This is a genomic window from Brachybacterium sp. GU-2, assembly GCF_030866705.2.
Taxonomy (GTDB): Bacteria; Actinomycetota; Actinomycetes; order Actinomycetales; family Dermabacteraceae; genus Brachybacterium; species Brachybacterium conglomeratum.
In genome coordinates, this window is record NZ_CP133037.2 from 1,356,086 (window position 1) to 1,374,246 (window position 18,161).

Here is an 18,161-nt window from a genome sequence, read left to right on the forward strand (position 1 = left end):
GGATACCGTCGGCCCCATGAACGCACCGTCGCCCTCCTCCGGCCTGCACCACCTCGAGCTCTGGACCGCGGACCTCGCCGTCTCGGAGCCGGCCTGGCACTGGCTGATGACCACGCTGGGCTGGCGGGCCGAGCGCGTCGAGGGCTGGGAGCTCGGGCGGATCTGGCGCCACGCCGACGGCTCCCATCTCGTCCTCGAGCAGTCCGAGGACGTGCGCGGCGAGCGCGCCGAGCGGCGCGCCCCAGGCATGAACCATCTCGCGCTGCGGGTGCGGGACCGCGAGCTGCTGGACCGGGTCCGACGGGAAGGGCCCGGGCACGGCTGGCGGGAGCTGTTCGCGGAGCACTACCCGCATGCGGGCGGCGGGGACCACACCGCCTGGTACGCGGAGGACCCTCACGGCATCGAGGTCGAGCTGGTCGCCGGCCCCTGACCGCCGCGGCTCGCCCTTGCGGCGCGCGGCCCGCGCGCCGGCCCGCTCAGAGCTTGGTCAGCGGGGCGTAGCGCAGTAGCAGGCGCTTGCGGCCGTGGGGGTCGCGGAACTGGACCTCGACCTGCGTCTTGTCGCCCTGTCCGGAGACCTCCGCGACCGTGCCCATCCCGAAGGAGTCGTGGGTGACGCGGTCGCCGACGGCGAGCTGCGGGAGCTTGTCGGTGGGCGTGGCGGTGCGACCGGATCCGAAGCTGGGGCGCTTCACGTCGGAGCGGCCGCCGCCGACCCCGCCGCTGAAGGACGGCCCCCGGCCCCCGCCGCGACCGCCGCCGAAGCCGGAGCCGCCGGAGAAGCTTCCGCCGCCGAACCCGGCGCCGCCGAGGGTGGAGCCGGCGCGCGCCACGTCCAGGACCTCCTCCGGCACCTCGTCGAGGAAGCGGCTGGCGGGCATGTACTGGGACTGTCCCCACATCGAGCGCATCTGCGCGCGGGTGAGATAGAGCTTCTCGCGGGCGCGGGTGATGCCCACGTAGGCCAGTCGCCGCTCCTCCTCGAGCTCGTCGGGATCCTGGAGCGTGCGGTTGTGGGGGAAGGTTCCGTCCTCCATGCCGGTGAGGAACACGACCGGGAACTCGAGGCCCTTGGCGGTGTGCAGGGTCATGAGGGTGACGAACTGGTCCTCCTCCCCTGGCAGCTGGTCGGCGTCCGCGACGAGGGAGACCTTCTCCAGGAAGCGGTCCACGAGGCTCGCTTCGGGATCGTCCGGCGCGGTCAGCGCCGCGTCCGGGGCGATGTCGGCGCCGACGGGGTCGGAAACGGGGGCCGCTCCGGCGACGACCGCGCCGGTCGCCTCGGCGACCGCGTCCGCGGAGCCCGCCGCGGCTGCGTCCGCTGTGCCCTCGGCGGCTGCATCCTCCTCGGCCTCGGCAGCGCCTTCCGTGCCCCCGGCCGCGGCGGCGTCGCCCTCCTCGTCCTCCATCTCGCTGGCGAGCGCGTCGAGCTCCTCCATCTGCGCCTCGAACTCCGCGGCCACGCTGATCAGCTCGGCGAGGTTCTCCAGGCGGGATTCGTCCTGCGGGTCGTCGCTGCCCTGCAGCTCGGCGTAGTAGCCGGAGCGGGTGAGGATCGCCTCGAGCAGCTCGGCGGGGCCATCGCCGCGCTCGGCCATCGCCTGGAGGTCCTCGAGCATCGCCACGAAGGTGCGCACGGCGTTCAGCGAGCGGGTCGCGATGCCCGGCGCCTCCTCCGCGCGGCGCAGCGCCTCCCCGAAGCTGATCCGGTCCCGCTCGGCGAGCATCGCGATCGCGGCCTCGGCGCGGTCGCCTATCCCGCGCTTGGGGACGTTGAGGATGCGGCGCAGGTTGATCTCGTCGGCGGGGTTGGCGAGCACCTGCAGGTAGGCGATCGCGTCCTTGATCTCGCGCCGCTCGTAGAAGCGCGTGCCGCCCACCACGCGGTACGGCAGGCCCACGCGGATCAGCTGGTCCTCCAGCGCCCGGGACTGGGCGTTGGCGCGGTAGAAGATCGCGATGTCCCCGGCACGACGGCCGTCGTCCACGAGCGCGTCGATCTGACGGCCGATGTAGCGGGCCTCGGACTGCTCGTCGTCGGCGACGTAGAGGGTGATCTGCTCCCCCTCGCCCTGGTCGGTCCAGAGGTTCTTCTTGCGGCGGCCCTGGTTCTCCTCGATCACCGCGTTCGCGGCGGTGAGGATGTTCTGGGTCGAGCGGTAGTTCTGCTCCAGCACGATGGTGCGCGCGGAGGGGAAGTCCTGCTCGAACTCGATGATGTTGCGGATCGTCGCACCGCGGAAGGCGTAGATCGACTGGTCGGAGTCGCCGACGACGGTGAGATCGGCGCGCGGGTCCTCCCCCACCAGCTCCCGCACCAGCTGGTACTGGGCGGTGTTGGTGTCCTGGTACTCGTCCACCAGCAGGTGGCGGAAGCGGCGCCGGTAGCCCTCGCGGATCGCGGGGTTCTCGCGCAGCAGCGCGACGGTCAGGCCGATCAGGTCGTCGAAGTCGACGGCGTTGGCCTGGCGCAGGCGCTCGGTGTAGTTCGTGAAGATCTTCGCGAGCGTCTTCTCGAACGGGTTCTTCGCGCTCTCGGCCTGATCGGCGAAGTCGATCGGGTCCACGAGGTCGTTCTTCAGCGTCGAGATGCGGGAGGCGAGCGCGCGGGGGGCGTGCTTCTTGGTGTCGAGCTGGAGGTCCTTGGCGATCGTGGTGATCAGGCGCAGCGAGTCGGCGCTGTCGTAGATCGTGAAGGAGCTCTTCAGCCCGGCCGCGGCGGCGTCGCGGCGCAGGATGCGCACGCAGGCGCTGTGGAAGGTGGAGACCCACATCGAGCGGGCGGCGGGGCCGATCAGCTCCTCGACGCGCTCGCGCATCTCGGCGGCGGCCTTGTTGGTGAAGGTGATCGCGAGGATCTCGCCGGGCAGCGCCTCGCCGGCGCGCAGCAGGTGGGCGATGCGGCGGGTGAGCACGCGGGTCTTGCCGGAGCCGGCGCCGGCGACGATCAGCAGCGGGCTGCCCCGGTGCTCGACCGCCTCGCGCTGGGCGGGGTTCAGGCCGTCGACGAGCTCGGCGAGGGCGGGTGAGTCCGCCGGGACCCGACGACGGGACGGCGCCGGGGCGGGCGGGGCGGCGACGGGCGCGGGCTCCTCCCGCGGCGGCTCGTCCTCGTAGGGCGGCTCCTCCTCGTACGGGGGCTCCTCGTGCTCGGGCGGCGGCTCGCGGTCGAGCAGGTCCGGGGCCTCCTCCTCGCGGTGCATCTCCTCGCCGTCGGTGCGTCCGTCGGCGCGAGCGTCGTCGTCGGCCGCGGCCCGGGAGGGCAGGGCCGAGGGCGTCACCTGCACGCCGTCCAGGCGGCGGAAGGCGTCGGGCAGCGAGAGGTCGTCGAAGAGTGAGCTCATGAGGCCTCCAGGATAGGCGCGGGGCCCGACAGCGGGTGTGCTGCCGGGCCCCGTGGGGACGGAGGTCGCGGTGGAGGGGAGGTGGGCTCCCTCGTCGCCGCGGGCACCGCCCGCGGCTCCGTCGCTCCGCGGGAGGCCCCCCGCGGGGATCGGATCAGACGAAGACCGCCACGATGATGTTGACGATGATCGCGGTGGGGATGCCGAACCAGACGGCCGAGGGGGTCTCGGTCTGCTTCCTGTTCGCGATGTAGGCGAGGACGGTGGCGACGATCGCCAGGAGCAGCTTGATGCCGAGCTTCATGTGGTTCGGGTCGCCGCCGATGGAGACGAGGGCGGCCAGGACGATGCCGAACACGAGCGCGCCCGCGGTGGCATGGGCCATCCCCTTGTTCGGGACGCGGGTGCGGGCGGAGGCGAACCAGGTGCCGAGCGCCACGGCCCAGCAGATCATGTGCAGCACGACGAAGAGCGAGATCAGGAAGGACATGACACCATGTTAGATCCCGGGCCTGGGAACTCCAGCGACATAGCGTGCGAGAATCACCGCATGTCAGAGGCACCTCCCGGCCCCCAGGACCCCGCACCGGAGCCCCCCGAGAGCGCAGAGCCGGCGCGGAGCACGGACCGGGCCTCGCGGGCGGTCCACAGCCCGCAGCGGCTCGCGATGCTCACCGAGGACCTCGGCTCCGCCCCGCCGGAGCGTCCCGGCGCCGGGCGCCTGCTCGCCGCGGCGGCCTCGGGCCTGCTGGTGATCGCCCTGCTGGTCTGGGGCTTGCCGTGGGCGACCGGCGCGAGCTGGGACGAGATCGTCGCGAGCCTCGCCGCGCTGCCGTGGTGGTCCGTGCCCGCGATGCTCGTGTTCGGCGCGGGGGCGCTGCTGCTGGAGGCGATGACGGTCCGCGCCGCGGTGCCCGGCTCCCGCCCCTCCCCCGTGCTGCAGGGCCACGTCGCCTCCCAGGGTGCCGCGCTCGCCCTGCCGGGCGGGTCCGTGCTGGGTCTGGGACTGCTGGCCTGGGTCCTGCGTCGCAGCGGGATCGCCCTGCCCGTGGTGCTCACCGGCATCCTCGCCGCCTCGCTGGTCGAGATGGCGATCACCTCGGTGCTGGTGCCGCTGCTGGGCGCCGGCTCCTACCTGCTCGGCTCCGCCCTCACCCCGGCCGGCGCGCTCGCCGCCGGCTGGCTGTGGGCGGCCGCCGTGGCCGCAGCCGGCGCCGTGATCGCCCTCGTCCTCAGCGCGGTGCTGCTGCGCCGCGGCGTGCTCACGGCGCTGCTCGCACAGGCCGACGGGATGCTCCCCGCCGGGGCGTCGGCGGAGATCCTCCACCAGCGGGAGGCGCTGGTGGGGATGCTGCGGCGCCGGCTCCCCGCGCTCGCGCTGCCCACGCTCGCGGCGCGGGCGCTCCAGCTCGCCGCCCTGTGGCTCGCGATCGAGGCGGTCGGCGCCGAGGTGCCCGCGCTGTTCGTCCTCGCCGTCTTCGCGCTGGGCAGGGTGCTCGCGCTGGTGCCGCTGACGCCGGGCGGTGCGGGGATCTCCGAGACCGTCAGCGGGGCGGCACTGGTCGGCCTCGGGGTGGGCTCGGCCGATGCCGCCGCCGCGATGCTCCTGCTGCTGGTCGCGATGCTGGTGGTGCCGCTGCTGGCCGGGGCGGTCGCCGTGCCCGCGGCGCTCACGCGGACTCCCGCGCGGCGCTGACGCGTCCCGCGGCGGCGGCACGGGCGTCGCGTCGGCACCGGCCGGGCGCGGGCCGGGGCCGCGTCGCCGCTCAGCCCTCGTCGTCCTCGTCGAAGTCGGGGGTCTCGATGCCGAGGGCGGAGGAGGGATGCGCGAGGAAACCCTCCCGGACGCTCGGCTGCAGCGGGAAGCCGCCGATGCTCGCCCCGTGCTCGGTGCCGACGAAGGCGGGCTCGGCGGCGACGACCGCGGCGACCTCGTGCACGTGACGGCTCGCCTCCCTGCCGCGCCCCAGGAAGCCGGCGCCGGTGTAGCCGCCCATGCGGCGGCCGCTGAGCCGCTCCGCCCGGACCGCCTCCTGGTCGAGCTGCTTCGCAGCCGCGCGCAGACCCGTGACCAGGCGTCCCAGCTCGGGATGCTCCTCGCGGGTCCAGCGCTCGTGGACCTGCTCCCCGATCTCGCGGACCTCGGGCTGCTCCGCGCGACCGGCCTCGGCCAGCGTGTTCGCCAGGCGCAGGCGCAGGAGGGTGAGCCGATCCGCCCCACGGCGCTGGGCATCGGCGAGGGCTCTGAGGCCATGGGGGTCCGCGGTCATCGTGCTCCTCCTTGTCACGAGGTCTCGAGGGTCACGAGGCCCCGGTCTCGGAGGCGTCGGGTCCCGCGGTGCGGCCTGTCCCGATCATCGTAGGCGCTGAGAGCAGATCCGTGGCCAGCCAGTCGTCGAGGATCTCGATCGCCGTCGCCCGCACCGGCGGATCGGAGAGGAAGACGTCGTGCCGCGCCCCGTCGACGGGCACGATCCGCACCCGGGGGCCGAGCCGCCGCGCGGCCGCGGCGAGGGAGCGCACGTCCAGGACGGTGTCGGCGCGGAGGGCGCGCTCGCCCCGTCGTGACGTGATCGCGGTGCGGTCCGAGTGCAGGACCAGCGCCGGTACGGCGAGCGGGCCGGCGGCCGCCAGACGCCGGTGCCCATCGAGCATCGCCCGGAGGGTGCTGGCGGGGAAGCGGTGGCCCCCGGGCGGCTTCAGCTCGAGGTCGTAGTCGTAGTCACCGCCCAGGTCACGATGGGTGGCACGGGCGTAGCTGTCGTCGCCGACGGGGAGGATGGGCCTGGTCCTCAGCCGGCGGGCCAGCAGCTGCACCGGGCCCTCGAGCAGCTTCCGCGCGCCCGGTCCGAGATGCATCTCGAGCCACGGCGAGTTCAGGGCGAGGCCCCGGACCGCGCCGGGATGGCGCAGCGCGTAGAGCGTCGCGACGAGTCCTCCCGCGGAGTGGGCGAGGATCACCGGGGGCGAGCTGCGGCCGATGCGGCGCAGCGACGCTCCGATCTCCTCGTCGTACCGGCTGAGGTGGTCGATCTCGGTGGGAGTCTGACCGGGCAGGATGCTGCGGCCGCACTTGCGCAGGTCCAGGCCCCAGACGTCGTGGCCGCGGGCGCCGAGGTGGTCCATCAGGTCACGGTCGAAGACGTAGTCCGACCAGCCGTGCATCAGCAGCACGGGCGGGGTCCGTCCGGTGCGGGGAGCGTCGCCCGGGACGGGCTCGCGGTGGATGAGGCTCGCCTGCAGCGGTCCCTCGTCGTCGCTGCCGAGGTCGATCCGGTGGAGCGTGTAGCCCGCTCCGAGCACCGGGTCGGTGCTCACACGTCCTTGGAGCTCTCCCGCAGCAGCTCGACGACCTCGCCGCGGCGGTAGCGGCGGTGACCGCCGAGGGTGCGCATGTAGGTGAGCTTGCCCGCCTGGGCCCAGCGCGTGACCGTCTTGGGGTCCACATGGAACATGCTCGCGACCTCCGCGGGCGTCATCAGCTCAGCGGCGTCGTCCCCGTCGGGCACTCCACCGGGGTGCTGATCCGTGGAAGCGTTCATCGAGGAGGAGACCTTTCGCTGGGGGAGACGGCTCGAGACGGGACGGGGGTCCCCACTGCACTCGAGTACCGAGATAAGACTACCCGGTACGGTGTATGGGCCGGTAGAAGGCGGGCCGCGAAACGCCCAATTCCTTCACCGGGCGGTGCTCCGCCCGTCACACCGGGCGCCGCAGAAGGGACGTCGGGCACGTCCGGAGGGTCGCGGTTCGCCGTCGGCCGGAGCGACCATGTACTCTGGGCATCCGAAACTAATGCCATCCTCCGGGTCGTCGAGCACACCCGGCACCCGACGCACAGGGGGTCAGATCCATGGGTCGCGGCCGACAGAAAGCCAAGCACACCAAGGTGGCACGAGACCTCAAGTACTACAGCCCGCCGACGGATCTCTCAGCGCTGCAGCGGGAGCTGCAGTCTCAGCGGAGCGAGACCTCCTCCGCCGACGGGGACGACTGGGGCGAGGACGCCGAGGACTGGGCCGACGAGGACGCCCCGTCCGCACATCGCCGCTGAGCGGCGCGCGGCAGGCTCCGCGGAGCCCCCGCACACCAGGAGGGCCGACCTGATGGGTCGGCCCTCCTGCTGTGTGCGGGGTGGCCGCTCAGGCCCAGCCGGGGTGCTGGCCGGCGAGCATGACCGCGCCGCCCTCGACGCCCTTGGCGCCGGCGACGACGTGCTCGAGCACATGGCCGGGCTCGGGCAGGGACTCCTCGGCCACGACCTCGCCGATCGCGCGGGCACCGAGGCCGCGCTCGGCGAGCACGGCCAGGACCTGGTCGGCCTGCTCCTGCGCGACCAGGGCGACCATGCCGATGCCCATGTTCAGCGTGCCCTCGAGGTCGAGCTGCGGGACGGAGCCCCACCCGGCGACGCGGGAGAACACGGGGGTCGGCTCCCAGAGGGCGCGGTCCACGCGGGCCGCGAGGCCGTGCGGCATGACCCGGGCGAGGTTCGCGGCGAGCCCGCCGCCGGTGACATGGCTGAGGGCGTGGACCGCGCCGACGGTGCGGGCGTCGCGCAGCACGGCCAGCAGGTCCGCGGTGTAGATGCGGGTGGGCTCCAGGAGCTCCTCCCCCAGCGTGCGGCCGAAGTCCTCGACGCGCTGCTCGAGGGTGAGCCCGGCGGCGGAGACCACGGCGCGGACCAGGGAGTACCCGTTGGAGTGCAGGCCGGAGGCGTCCATGCCGATCACGACGTCGCCCTGGCGCACCCGGTCGGGGCCCAGCAGGTCGTCGGCCTCGACCACGCCGACCGCGGCGCCCGCGACGTCGTAGTCCTCGGCGGACATCAGCCCCGGGTGCTCGGCGGTCTCCCCGCCGACGAGGGCGCAGCCCGCGAGGCGGCATCCCTCGGCGATCCCGCGCACGATGTCGGCGATCCGCTCGGGCACCACGGCGCCGCAGGCGATGTAGTCGGTCATCGCCAGCGGTGCGGCGCCGACCACGACGATGTCGTCGATGACCATGCCGACCAGGTCCTGGCCGATCGTGTCGTGCACGTCGAGGGCGCGCGCGATCGCGATCTTCGTGCCGACGCCGTCGGTCGAGGAGGCGAGCAGCGGGCGGCGGTACTCCTTCAGCGCGGAGACGTCGAGGAGCCCGGCGAAGGCGCCGATCCCGCCGAGGACGTCGGGGCCGTGCGTCGCCGCGACGGCCTCCTTCATCAGCTCGACGGCACGGTCGCCCGCAGCGGTGTCGACACCGGCGGAGGCGTAGGTGATCGCGTCGCCCGAGGCGGGGCGGGGGGTGGTGTTCATGCGTCCTTCCCGACGGCGGCCGGCTCGCCGGGGCGAGCCTGGAGGATGCCCTGTGCCCGGGCGACGGGCTCCGGCAGGGCGACCGGGTACTTCCCGGAGAAGCAGGCGGTGCACAGCCGCTCCTCAAGCTGGCCGCTGGCGGCGATCATCCCCTCCTCGGAGATGTAGCCGAGCGAGTCCGCGCCGAGCGAGCGGGCGATCTCCTCGATGCCCAGGCCGTTGGCGATGAGCTCGGCCCGGGAGGCGAAGTCGATGCCGTAGAAGCAGGGCCAGCGCACCGGCGGCGAGGAGATCCGCACATGGACCTCGGCGGCGCCGGCCTCGCGCAGCATCCGCACCACGGCGCGCTGCGTGTTCCCGCGCACGATGGAGTCGTCGATGACCACGAGGCGCTTGCCCTGGATCACCTCGCGCAGCGGGTTGAGCTTCAGGCGGATGCCGAGCTGGCGGATGGTCTGGGAGGGCTGGATGAAGGTGCGGCCCACGTAGGCGTTCTTGACCATGCCCTGCCCGTAGGGGATACCGGACTCCTGGGCGTAGCCGATCGCGGCAGGGGTCCCGGACTCGGGGGTGGGGATGACCAGGTCGGCCTCGACGGGGTGCTCGCGGGCGAGCTGGCGGCCCATCTCGGCGCGGGACTCGTTCACGCTGCGTCCGGCGATGCGGGTGTCGGGACGGGCGAGGTACACGTACTCGAACACGCAGCCCTTGGGCTCCGCGGGGACGACCTGCTCGCTGTGCAGGCCCTGCTCGTCGACGATGACCATCTCGCCGGGGGCGACCTCGCGCACGAAGCTCGCACCGCAGATGTCCAGCGCCGCGGTCTCCGAGGCGATGACCCAGCCGCGCTCGAGCCGGCCCAGCACCAGCGGGCGGATGCCCTGCGGGTCCCGCGCCGCGTACAGCGCGGTCTCGTCCATGAGGGTGAAGCAGTAGGCGCCGCGCAGGTGCGGCATGACCTCGCGCAGCGAGTCGGCGAGGGTGCCCTCGGAGTTCAGCAGCGCGGTGACCAGGGCGGTGTCGGTGGTGTTGCCGCGGGCGAGCTCGCCGGTGCGGGGCGTGCCCTGCCGCTCGTGGATCAGCTCGAGCAGCTCCTCGGTGTTGACGAGGTTGCCGTTGTGGGCGAGCGCCACGGTGCCCTCGTGCCGGGGGCCGAGGGTGGGCTGGGCGTTGGACCAGACGGACCCGCCGGTGGTCGCGTAGCGGGTGTGCCCGATCGCGATGTGCCCCTGGAGGGTGCCGAGGGAGGCCTCGTCGAAGACCTGGGAGACCAGTCCCATGTCCTTGTAGACCAGGATCTGCGAGCCGTCGGAGGTCGCGATGCCCGCGGACTCCTGGCCGCGGTGCTGCAGCGCGTACAGCCCGTAGTAGGTCAGCTTCGAGACGTCCTCGCCGGGGGCGAAGACGCCGAAGACCCCGCAGGCGTCCTGCGGGCCCTTCTCCCGGGGAGCAGGTCATGGGAGAGTTTTCCGTCGCCGCGTGCCACCGGTCCATGATGCCACAGCGAGGACCTGAGGCCGCCGTGCGGTCCGTCCCGCGGGCAGGGCGCGGCAGGGAGGGGTGCGGCACCCGCCCGCCCACGCGGTCCCCGGGGCGGGAGGCGTGCGCTCGACCGCGGGATGCGTGCACTCGACCCGGGGATGCGGGCGCTCAGCCGCGGCGGCGGTCCTCGCGGCGGTGGCGGCGCGCATCGACGAACGAGGCGATCGCCGCGATCGGGAGCCCGATCACGACCATGGCCAGCAGCACGAAGTTCACGACGCCGCGGAGGTCGCCGAAGCCGAACAGCGGCACGCTCAGCAGGGCCAGGATCCCGGGCACCAGGAAGGACAGCAGGACCCAGAACCCGAGGGCGGGGGCGCGCCGGCGGCGGACGTAGAGGGCGGTGCGCGGACTCCCGGCTTCCTCTGCCTCCCCGGCGCCGTCGGCGTCGGTCGGGTCAGCGGTGGGGGCCGAGTCGACGGCATCCGCCGCGGCGTCCGTGCGGCCCGTCAGGTGCTCGCGATCCTCGTCCTCGGGACGGGACTGGGGGTTCTCGGTGGTGTTCACGGTGTTCACAGCTCTCCTGCGGCATCGACCGTCGCGGCGACGATCGCCGGGTCGGTCAGGGTCTCGGGGGCGTCGGGCTCGACGGGCGCACCGGGCCGCCGACGGGCGGAGAGGTGCACGGAGCCGACGCCGGAGCGTCGGACGAGGTCCACGACGTCGGCGGGGCGGACCCCTCCCCCGGCGCAGATCTCGACGAGGTCCTCGGCGGCGTCGACCATCGCGGAGAGGTCGTCGGCGCCGTCGAGGGCCCGAGCCTGCCCTCCCGAGCTGAGAACTCGGTGGATCCCGAGGCCGATCGCGGCCTGGACGGCGGCGACGCGGGCCTCGCGCGAGGGCATCGCGTCGACGGCGCGGTGCAGGGTGAGGGTCAGTCCGCGGCCGGCGCGCTGGGCGGCGAGGAGGGCGCTGTCGCGCACGGCTTCGAGGGCGGGGAGGTCGAGCTCGCCGGCCTCGGTCAGCACCCCGAGCACGACGCCCGCGGCGCCGGCGTCGACGACGGCGGCCGCCTGGTCCGCCATCTGCCAGGTCGCGTCGGCGTCGGCCGCGAACTCGGTCGGCCTGCCGAGGAAGTCCGCGCTGCTCGCCCGGGGGCGGATCAGCGCGTGCACGTCGAGGTGGGGCTTCGCGTCCCGGGCGGCGACGAGCTCGCGGGCGCGGCGCACGGCCGGCTCGACGAGCTCGGGCGCGGGGGTGGTGCCGCCGAGGTCGAGGTCCTGGCACAGCTCGATCCGGTCGGCGCCGGCGAGCGCGGCGACCTCGAGGCCGGCGAGGTCCTCCACGGCGATCTCGACGGCGGGGCTCATCGCGTCTCCTCGGCGGTCTGCTCGCCGCGGTCCGGGGCCGACCCGTCGTCGTTCGGCGCCTCGCCGCCGGCGGGCCGCCCGCCGGTGCCGCCGGCGGTGCGGACCGTGCGTCGCGGGCCGGGCAGGGGCAGCAGCTCGGAGAGGTCGCTGCGCTCGCCCGACGCGGTGACCCGGCCGTCCGCGACGGCCGCGACCCAGGTCAGGTCTCCGGTGACGAGAGCGAGCCAGGTCGCGGCGTCGGTCTCGACCACGGCAGGCGGGGTGCCGCGGGTGTGGCGGGTGCCGGCGATGGCCTGGACCGCGGCGTAGGGCGGGACCCGCAGCTCCACGGCACCGCCGGGATGCTCCTCGGCGAAGAGCTCCAGGGTGTGCCGCACGGCGGGGGCGAGCACCGGGCGGCGCGCGGCCGCGGGATCTCTCGCCCAGGCCGCGAGCGCGGCGCGGCCGGCCTCGGGGTCGGTACGGCGGGTCACCACGTCAGGCCGTCGTCTCCGGCAGGAGGTCATGGACGGCGATGGTGTCGGCGCGGTCCGGGCCCACGCCGATGGCGCTGATGCGGCAGCCGGCGAGCTCCTCGAGGCGGCGCACGTAGGCCTGCGCGTTCTCGGGCAGCTCCTCGAAGGTGCGCGCCTCGGAGAGGTCCTCGGTCCAGCCGGGCAGGGTCTCGTAGACCGGCACGGCGTGGTGGAACTCGGTCTGGGTCATCGGCATCTCGCGGTGGATCACGCCGTCCACGTCGTAGCCGGTGCAGATCGGGACCTCGTCGATGCCGGTGAGGACGTCGAGCTTGGTCAGCACGATGTCGGTGAAGCCGTTGATGCGCACCGCGTGGCGGATCATCAGCGCGTCGTACCAGCCGCAGCGGCGGGGACGGCCGGTGTTCACGCCCACCTCGCCGCCGGTCTTCTGGAGGTACTCGCCCCACTTGTCCTCGAGCTCGGTGGGGAACGGTCCGGCGCCCACGCGGGTGGTGTACGCCTTGACGATCCCGATCACCCGGTCGATGCGGGTGGGGCCGACGCCGGTGCCCGTCACGGCGCCGCCCGCGGTGGGGTTGGAGCTGGTGACGAAGGGGTAGGTGCCGTGGTCGACGTCGAGGAAGGTGGCCTGGCCGCCCTCCATCAGCACGACCTCACCGCGGTCCAGCGCATCGCCCAGCAGCAGCGTGGTGTCCACGACCATGGGGCGCAGGCGCTCCGCGTAGGAGAGCAGGCCCTCGACGATCTCGTCGACCTCGACGGCGCGACGGTTGTAGAGCTTGACCAGCAGCTCGTTCTTCTGACGCAGCGCGCCCTCGACCTTCTGGCGCAGGATCGAGGCGTCGTAGAGATCCTGCACACGGATGCCGAGACGGCCCACCTTGTCGATGTAGGCGGGGCCGATGCCGCGCCCGGTGGTGCCGATCGCGCGCTTGCCGAGGAAGCGCTCGGTGACCTTGTCGAGGGTCTGGTGATAGGGCGCGACGATGTGGGCGTTGGCGCTGATGCGCAGACGGGTGGTGTCCACGCCGCGCGACTCGAGCATCCCGATCTCCTCGAACAGCGCCTCGAGGTTCACTACGACGCCGTTGCCGATCACGGGGGTGACCTGCGGGGAGAGAATTCCGGCGGGAAGGAGCTTGAGCTCGAACTTCTCGCCGTCGACGACCACGGTGTGGCCGGCGTTGTTGCCCCCGTTGGGCTTGACGACGTAGTCGACGCGCTCTCCGAGCAGGTCGGTGGCCTTGCCCTTCCCCTCGTCGCCCCACTGGGCTCCGACGATCACGACGGCGGGCATGGCGACTCCTGGGAACGATGTCGGAACTTCTGCACAGGTGACCGCGTGCGGTGCACAGGGCCGCGTGGATCCTACCAAGCGCCGTCCGGGAGCACGTCCGAGGGGTGACGGCGGGCGCTGCATCCAGTGGCGCTCAGCCGGCATCCGACCCCGCATGCGGCGACCGCTGTGCACTGGGCGCCGCTGGTCGCACACGCACCGCCCGCGCTGTCCGGGCCGGCTCCGATCCTGCCAGGCCAGCGCAGGTCCCGCCGGTCCGGCCGGGCTCGCGCAGGCCCGGGCCGGGAGCCGGCTCAGTCCAGCAGGCTCGGGTCCGCCTCGCGCAGGAAGTCGGTGATGCGGTCGGCTTCGGGCTGGTCGCCGAGACGGCGGGAGACCTCTCCCAGCAGCGCCAGCGCACGCAGCACGCCGCGGTTCGGCGCGTGGGAGGCGGGGATCGGGCCCTGACCGCGCCAGCCGTTGCGGCGCAGCGCGTCGAGGCCCCGGTGGTAGCCGGTGCGGGCGCAGGCGTAGGCGGTGATCTCGTCACCGTCGCTCAGCGCGTCCTCGGCGAGGGTGGCCCAGGCCAGAGGGGAGTCCAGATGCCGGGCGACGACCTCGCGCGGCTCGCCCTCGACGAGCTCCTCGGCGACCTGGACGTCGACGAAGTCGTCGGGGAGGCGGGTCTCCGGAATGCCCAGGAGATTCCCGCTGGTGAGGTTATCGGTACGATCAGCCATGCAAGCATCGTAGGCGCAGCCGCCCGATGACCACAGAACAGAGTGAATCGCCCATGTCACACACGCAGGACGGCTCCGAGCTTCTCACCGGGCCCGGAGCCGGTGGGCTGCTCCGCTCGGCCGTCGGCAACTCGGGCGGGGTGCTGCACAGCTGGCAGCTCGACCACGTCGACCACCGCCCTGGCCGCAGCACCAAGGCCCTGTACCGCACCCAGGTCTCCTGGCCCGAGCTCGACGGCCCCCAGGCCCCGGCCCGGGAGGAGCTGTTCGGCGCGAGCGCCCACATCGGGGAGCGCGAGAAGAACCTCTACGTCGCCGAGCAGACCCTGGTGATGACCGACGGGGACATCAACGTGCGGGTGTGGCGCTACCCCCACGATCCGTGGCTGCCGATGCTCCCGCAGGTCTGCTATCCCGACATCGTCGGCCGCACCCTGCACGACCTGGGCGTCTCCCTCGGTCCGGACCCGTCCGAGCCGATCGCGATCGATGTCGTCTCCTACCGTCCCGGCCGGCGCGCCGTGCTGCGCGCCTCCCAGGGCGCCGCGGCCGTGTACCTCAAGGTCATGCAGCCGCACCGCAGCGGCGAGATCGTGGAGCGCCATCAGCGCCTGCTCTCCGCCGGGGTGCCGGTGCCCGAGGTCATCGCGCACCATCAGGGTCTCGTCGTGCTCGCGGAGCTGCCGGGCCGGCCGCTCGCCCGCGCGGTGATCGACGAGGGCGTGGACTCCTGCCGCGCCGAGGACCTGGTCGCGCTGCTGGACCGCCTGCCCGCCTCGATGTACGGCCTGTCGCTGCGGCCGCCGTGGACCGACTCGGTCGAGTTCTACGCGGGGATCGTCGCCTCCGCGGTGCCCGCGCTCGGGCCGCGTCTGGACGCGCTGGTGCGGGAGATCCGCGAGGGCCTGGCCGCGATCGAGCAGCGGATCGACATGCGCCCGCACGACGTCGTCCACGGCGACTTCTACGAGGCGCAGGTGTTCGTCCAGGACGGCAGGGTCGTGGGCCTGCTCGACATCGACACCGTCGGCCCGGGCCGACGCGCCGACGACCTCGCCTGTCTGCTCGCTCATCTCAGCGTCCTGGCCGACTACGGCAACGTCGGGCGCATCGACCGCGGCATGCAGCAGCGGGTCGAGGACGCGATCCGCACCTGGCACGAGACCTTCCAGGAACGGGTCGATCCGGTGGAGCTCGCGCTGCGCTCCGCAGGGGTCGTGCTCTCGCTCGCGACCGGGCCGCACCGTCAGCAGGAGGCGGCCTGGGAGGCCGCGACCGAGGCGATCGTGCGCGTGGCCGAGGAGTGGGTCGCCGCGGCACGGCACGCGGAGCGGCAGCGGATCGACCGGGCCGCCGCGGCGCAGCCCGCGACGCCCGCGCCCGGTCAACCGGCCGCCCAGCAGGCTGGTCCGGCCGCGGGGGCGCAGCGCGCCGCGCAGTCCCCTCCGACGCAGGGGCCGACGGGCATGCGGCAGGTCCCTGCCCAGGGCATGCACGTGCCGAGCGGTCCCGGGATCGCTCCCCCGTCGGGCTCCTCGGCGGTGCACCAGTCCGCTCCGCCGCAGCGCTCGGCGCCCTCGCAGTCGGCGCCCCACCAGTCGGCCCAGCACCCGTCGGCCCAGCACGTTTCGGCCCCGCAGCACTCGGCCCCGCAGCACTCGGCGCCGGCGCACCACTCGGCACCAGCTCAGCAATCGGCACCCCCGCAGCAGTCGGCACCGGCTCAGCAGTCGGCGCCCCCGCAGCAGTCGGCCGCGCCGCAGTACGTCGCCCCGCCGCAGCAGCACGGCGCCCCTGACCGCTCCGCGCCGCCGCAGCAGTTCGCCGCACCGGTCCAGCAGTCGGCACCGACGCAGCCGGTTCCCCCTCAGGCGGCGCCGCAGCAGTCCGCTCCCCCGACGGACCGCCCGTCCGAGCCGGTCGACCAGCACCCCGAGGACGACTCCCCCACCCAGGAGCGGAGGATCTCCTCGATCCCTCCCCGCTGACCCCGCGCCGGCGGAGCCCGCACCTGTGCCACGATCGAGGGCATGCGTGCAGTGCTCCAGAGAGTCGACGGTGCCCGGGTCGAGGTCGAGGGCGAGGTGGTCGGAGAGATCACCGGCGAGGGCCTCGTCGCGCTCGTCGGCGTCACCCATGAGGACGGCCCCGAGCAGGTCGCCACGATCGCGCGGAAGATCGCCGAGCTGCGGATCCTGGACGGCGAGCGCTCGGTCCAGGACACGGGCGCGCAGGTGCTCGTGATCTCGCAGTTCACCCTCTACGCCGACGTGCGCAAGGGGCGCCGTCCGTCCTGGAACGGCGCCGCCCCGGCCCCGGTCGCCGAGCCGCTCGTGCAGCAGGTGGTCGACGCGCTGCGTGAGCGCGGGATCACGGTCGCGACGGGCCGCTTCGGCGCCCACATGCGGGTGGGGCTGACGAACGACGGGCCGGTGACGATCCTGCTCGAGGCCTGAGCACCCGCAGCCTCGGCTGGAGGATCAGCCGCGCAGCATCCGGTGGAGCTCGGGGACCGTCGCGGCGTAGGGCAGGTCGGCGGCGCGCTCGGCGTCCCCGCCGTAGCCCCAGCCCACCAGCACCGCGTCGAGGCCGTGCACGGCGGCACCTTCCGCGTCGTGCAGTCGGTCCCCCACCATCACGGCCCCGCCGGCCGCGGAGACGCCGAGCCGCTCGAGGACGCTGGCGATCACCTGCGCCTTGTGGGTGCGGCCCGCGGCGAGATCGGTGCCGCCGATCAGATCGAGGTCCGCGGTGAGGCCCTGGTGCTCCAGCACCCTGCGCGCGGTGGTCTCGGGCTTGTTGGTCGCGATCGCGACGGTGCGGCCGTCGGCCCGCAGCCCGGAGATGAGGTCTGCCATCCCGGCGTAGGGGACGCTGAACGTGAATCCCTCGGCGAGGTAGTGGTCGGTGTAGGCCAGGCGCAGCGCCTCGGCCCGCTCGGCGTCCATCCCCAGCTCGGAGCGGAAGGAGTCCACGAGCGGCGGCCCGATGAAGGACTGCAGGCGCTCCGCACCGGGATGCTCCTCGCCGCAGGCGTCGAAGGCGTGCTCGAGGGCGGCGAGGATGCCGGGCGCCGACTCGACGACGGTGCCGTCCAGGTCCAGCAGCACGACGGGCACGGAGGTGAGATCACGGGAGGTCACAGCGGTCATGGTCCGACCATATCCAGGCGGCCGGTCATGGTCCCCGGGGGGCCCGAGGCGCGGGCACCGGTCCGACGCGAGCCGCGGCCCGACCGGGACCCGCGACCCGGCCGGCACGCGCGCCGCCGAGCGCCCGTCGGCCGCGTCGGGGCTCGAACCCGCCCGTGGCCACCGATGGCCGCCGAATGCACGGCCGGCCTCGGCCCGCGTAGGCTGGGCCCATGACCTACACACTCGTGCTGCTCCGCCACGGCGAGAGCGACTGGAACGCGAAGAACCTGTTCACCGGCTGGGTCGACGTGGCCCTGACCGACAAGGGCCGCCAGGAGGCCGTCGACGGCGGCGAGCTGATGAAGGAGGCCGGCATCCTCCCCGATGTCGTGCACACCTCGCTGCAGCGTCGCGCCATCATGACCGCGAACCTCTCCCTGGATGCGGCCGACCGCCACTGGATCCCCGTCAAGCGCGACTGGCGCCTGAACGAGCGCCACTACGGCGCGCTGCAGGGCATGAACAAGTCGGAGATCCGCGAGAAGTACGGCGAGGAGAAGTTCATGGCCTGGCGCCGCTCCTACGACACCCCGCCGCCCGAGATCGAGTTCGGCACCGAGTTCTCCCAGGACCAGGACCCGCAGTACGCCGACCTCGGCGACCAGCTGCCGAAGTCCGAGTGCCTCAAGGACGTCGTCGAGCGCTTCCTCCCCTACTGGGAGGAGGGCATCAAGCCCGATCTCGTCGAGGGGAAGACGGTGCTGATCGCCGCCCACGGCAACTCGCTGCGCGCGCTGGTGAAGTACCTCGACGGCATCTCCGACGAGGAGATCTCCGGCCTGAACATCCCCACCGGCCAGCCGCTGGTCTACGAGCTCGACGAGGACTTCCAGCCCGTCGAGAAGGGCGGCCGCTACCTCGACCCGGTCGCCGCGAAGGCCGCTGCCGAGGCCGTCGCCAACCAGGGCAAGAAGTGATCTGACCTCGCCCGATGAGAACGGCGCCCCCACCTCGCGGCGGGGGCGCCGTTCTCGTC

At 73.6% G+C, this 18,161-nt stretch carries 18 protein-coding genes and 1 pseudogene; 6 read left to right on the top strand and 13 right to left on the bottom strand.

Annotated elements, in window-relative coordinates; genetic code table 11:
- Positions 1–16 precede the first annotated feature (16 nt).
- Entirely contained in the window at positions 17–433 is a 417-nt protein-coding gene (locus tag RBL05_RS06240) for a VOC family protein (protein ID WP_259883489.1), read from the top strand.
- Between the two features lie 46 nt (positions 434–479).
- Here RBL05_RS06240 and RBL05_RS06245 read toward each other — a convergent pair whose 3' ends face one another.
- The gene (locus RBL05_RS06245; protein WP_308740236.1) at positions 480–3,347 is read right to left on the bottom strand and encodes a UvrD-helicase domain-containing protein; all 2,868 of its coding nucleotides are present in this window, start codon (positions 3,345–3,347) and stop codon (positions 480–482) included.
- Positions 3,348–3,501: 154 nt separating this feature from the next.
- A complete protein-coding gene (locus RBL05_RS06250) occupies positions 3,502–3,837 on the bottom strand; it encodes a hypothetical protein (protein WP_259883487.1) in 336 nt (111 codons plus the stop codon).
- A gap of 60 nt (positions 3,838–3,897) precedes the next feature.
- Between RBL05_RS06250 and RBL05_RS06255 the strand changes: the two genes are divergently transcribed.
- Complete coding sequence (locus RBL05_RS06255; RefSeq protein ID WP_259883486.1) at positions 3,898–5,043, top strand: lysylphosphatidylglycerol synthase domain-containing protein; 1,146 nt, start codon at positions 3,898–3,900, stop codon at positions 5,041–5,043.
- A 70-nt stretch (positions 5,044–5,113) separates the two neighbouring features.
- On the opposite strand, the gene RBL05_RS06260 is transcribed toward RBL05_RS06255, so the two are convergent.
- The 3 genes from RBL05_RS06260 to RBL05_RS06270 are packed head-to-tail and all read right to left on the bottom strand — an operon-like array spanning position 5,114 to position 6,889.
- Positions 5,114–5,617 (bottom strand): hypothetical protein, encoded by a 504-nt coding sequence (locus tag RBL05_RS06260; protein ID WP_263311627.1) that lies wholly within the window; start codon positions 5,615–5,617, stop codon positions 5,114–5,116.
- Between the two features lie 31 nt (positions 5,618–5,648).
- Positions 5,649–6,665: an alpha/beta hydrolase gene (locus RBL05_RS06265; RefSeq protein ID WP_263311628.1), complete on the bottom strand. Its 1,017-nt coding sequence runs from the start codon at positions 6,663–6,665 to the stop codon at positions 5,649–5,651.
- On the bottom strand, positions 6,662–6,889 hold the full coding sequence (locus RBL05_RS06270) for a BldC family transcriptional regulator (protein ID WP_050815757.1): 228 nt from the start codon (positions 6,887–6,889) through the stop codon (positions 6,662–6,664). The genes RBL05_RS06265 and RBL05_RS06270 overlap by 4 nt, the downstream gene beginning before the upstream one ends.
- Positions 6,890–7,200: 311 nt before the next feature.
- Between RBL05_RS06270 and RBL05_RS06275 the strand changes: the two genes are divergently transcribed.
- Positions 7,201–7,401 (top strand): DUF3073 domain-containing protein, encoded by a 201-nt coding sequence (locus tag RBL05_RS06275; protein ID WP_029360640.1) that lies wholly within the window; start codon positions 7,201–7,203, stop codon positions 7,399–7,401.
- Between the two features lie 88 nt (positions 7,402–7,489).
- Here the strand turns inward: RBL05_RS06275 and purM are convergent, their stop codons facing one another.
- From purM to RBL05_RS06310, 7 genes and pseudogenes are all read right to left on the bottom strand, one after another.
- Positions 7,490–8,644 carry a phosphoribosylformylglycinamidine cyclo-ligase gene (gene purM, locus RBL05_RS06280; RefSeq protein WP_263311629.1) on the bottom strand — a complete coding sequence of 385 codons (1,155 nt, stop codon included), beginning with the start codon at positions 8,642–8,644 and terminating at the stop codon, positions 7,490–7,492.
- A pseudogene (purF, locus tag RBL05_RS06285) lies at positions 8,641–10,130 on the bottom strand (amidophosphoribosyltransferase). Before purF ends, purM begins: the two are co-directional and overlap by 4 nt.
- A 164-nt stretch (positions 10,131–10,294) precedes the next feature.
- Entirely contained in the window at positions 10,295–10,702 is a 408-nt protein-coding gene (locus RBL05_RS06290) for a hypothetical protein (RefSeq protein ID WP_308740233.1), read from the bottom strand.
- Positions 10,699–11,496, bottom strand: a complete 798-nt coding sequence (locus RBL05_RS06295) for a copper homeostasis protein CutC (RefSeq protein WP_318604168.1) — start codon at positions 11,494–11,496, stop codon at positions 10,699–10,701. The genes RBL05_RS06290 and RBL05_RS06295 overlap by 4 nt, the downstream gene beginning before the upstream one ends.
- The gene (locus RBL05_RS06300; RefSeq protein ID WP_318604169.1) at positions 11,493–11,969 is read right to left on the bottom strand and encodes a sterol carrier family protein; all 477 of its coding nucleotides are present in this window, start codon (positions 11,967–11,969) and stop codon (positions 11,493–11,495) included. Before RBL05_RS06300 ends, RBL05_RS06295 begins: the two co-directional genes overlap by 4 nt.
- A gap of 4 nt (positions 11,970–11,973) precedes the next feature.
- Positions 11,974–13,272, bottom strand: a complete 1,299-nt coding sequence (locus tag RBL05_RS06305) for an adenylosuccinate synthase (RefSeq protein ID WP_070501027.1) — start codon at positions 13,270–13,272, stop codon at positions 11,974–11,976.
- A gap of 293 nt (positions 13,273–13,565) precedes the next feature.
- A complete protein-coding gene (locus tag RBL05_RS06310) occupies positions 13,566–13,991 on the bottom strand; it encodes a DUF3151 domain-containing protein (RefSeq protein WP_010551222.1) in 426 nt (141 codons plus the stop codon).
- 53 nt (positions 13,992–14,044) lie between these two features.
- Between RBL05_RS06310 and RBL05_RS06315 the strand changes: the two genes are divergently transcribed.
- Both RBL05_RS06315 and dtd read left to right on the top strand, forming a co-directional pair.
- Positions 14,045–15,979 carry a phosphotransferase family protein gene (locus RBL05_RS06315; protein ID WP_308740231.1) on the top strand — a complete coding sequence of 645 codons (1,935 nt, stop codon included), beginning with the start codon at positions 14,045–14,047 and terminating at the stop codon, positions 15,977–15,979.
- Positions 15,980–16,021: 42 nt separating this feature from the next.
- Positions 16,022–16,447, top strand: coding sequence for a D-aminoacyl-tRNA deacylase (gene dtd, locus RBL05_RS06320; RefSeq protein ID WP_010551220.1), 426 nt, complete (start codon positions 16,022–16,024; stop codon positions 16,445–16,447).
- A gap of 24 nt (positions 16,448–16,471) precedes the next feature.
- On the opposite strand, the gene RBL05_RS06325 is transcribed toward dtd, so the two are convergent.
- A complete protein-coding gene (locus RBL05_RS06325; RefSeq protein WP_308740230.1) occupies positions 16,472–17,143 on the bottom strand; it encodes an HAD hydrolase-like protein in 672 nt (223 codons plus the stop codon).
- Between the two features lie 212 nt (positions 17,144–17,355).
- On the opposite strand from RBL05_RS06325, the gene RBL05_RS06330 reads away from it, so the two are divergent.
- Positions 17,356–18,102 (top strand): phosphoglyceromutase, encoded by a 747-nt coding sequence (locus tag RBL05_RS06330; RefSeq protein WP_259882768.1) that lies wholly within the window; start codon positions 17,356–17,358, stop codon positions 18,100–18,102.
- Positions 18,103–18,161: the final 59 nt, after the last annotated feature.

Bases quoted from the DNA above. Each gene is read 5' to 3' on its own strand.
- RBL05_RS06330 (WP_259882768.1), top strand. From the start codon at position 17,356: ATGACCTACACACTCGTGCTGCTCCGCCACGGCGAGAGCGACTGGAAC.
- RBL05_RS06250 (WP_259883487.1), bottom strand. From the start codon at position 3,837: ATGTCCTTCCTGATCTCGCTCTTCGTCGTGCTGCACATGATCTGCTGG.
- RBL05_RS06315 (WP_308740231.1), top strand. From the start codon at position 14,045: ATGTCACACACGCAGGACGGCTCCGAGCTTCTCACCGGGCCCGGAGCC.
- RBL05_RS06240 (WP_259883489.1), top strand. From the start codon at position 17: ATGAACGCACCGTCGCCCTCCTCCGGCCTGCACCACCTCGAGCTCTGG.
- RBL05_RS06275 (WP_029360640.1), top strand. From the start codon at position 7,201: ATGGGTCGCGGCCGACAGAAAGCCAAGCACACCAAGGTGGCACGAGAC.
- RBL05_RS06260 (WP_263311627.1), bottom strand. From the start codon at position 5,617: ATGACCGCGGACCCCCATGGCCTCAGAGCCCTCGCCGATGCCCAGCGC.
- RBL05_RS06245 (WP_308740236.1), bottom strand. From the start codon at position 3,347: ATGAGCTCACTCTTCGACGACCTCTCGCTGCCCGACGCCTTCCGCCGC.
- RBL05_RS06310 (WP_010551222.1), bottom strand. From the start codon at position 13,991: ATGGCTGATCGTACCGATAACCTCACCAGCGGGAATCTCCTGGGCATT.
- purM (WP_263311629.1), bottom strand. From the start codon at position 8,644: ATGAACACCACCCCCCGCCCCGCCTCGGGCGACGCGATCACCTACGCC.
- RBL05_RS06270 (WP_050815757.1), bottom strand. From the start codon at position 6,889: ATGAACGCTTCCACGGATCAGCACCCCGGTGGAGTGCCCGACGGGGAC.
- RBL05_RS06325 (WP_308740230.1), bottom strand. From the start codon at position 17,143: ATGACCGCTGTGACCTCCCGTGATCTCACCTCCGTGCCCGTCGTGCTG.
- dtd (WP_010551220.1), top strand. From the start codon at position 16,022: ATGCGTGCAGTGCTCCAGAGAGTCGACGGTGCCCGGGTCGAGGTCGAG.
- RBL05_RS06305 (WP_070501027.1), bottom strand. From the start codon at position 13,272: ATGCCCGCCGTCGTGATCGTCGGAGCCCAGTGGGGCGACGAGGGGAAG.
- RBL05_RS06255 (WP_259883486.1), top strand. From the start codon at position 3,898: ATGTCAGAGGCACCTCCCGGCCCCCAGGACCCCGCACCGGAGCCCCCC.
- RBL05_RS06295 (WP_318604168.1), bottom strand. From the start codon at position 11,496: ATGAGCCCCGCCGTCGAGATCGCCGTGGAGGACCTCGCCGGCCTCGAG.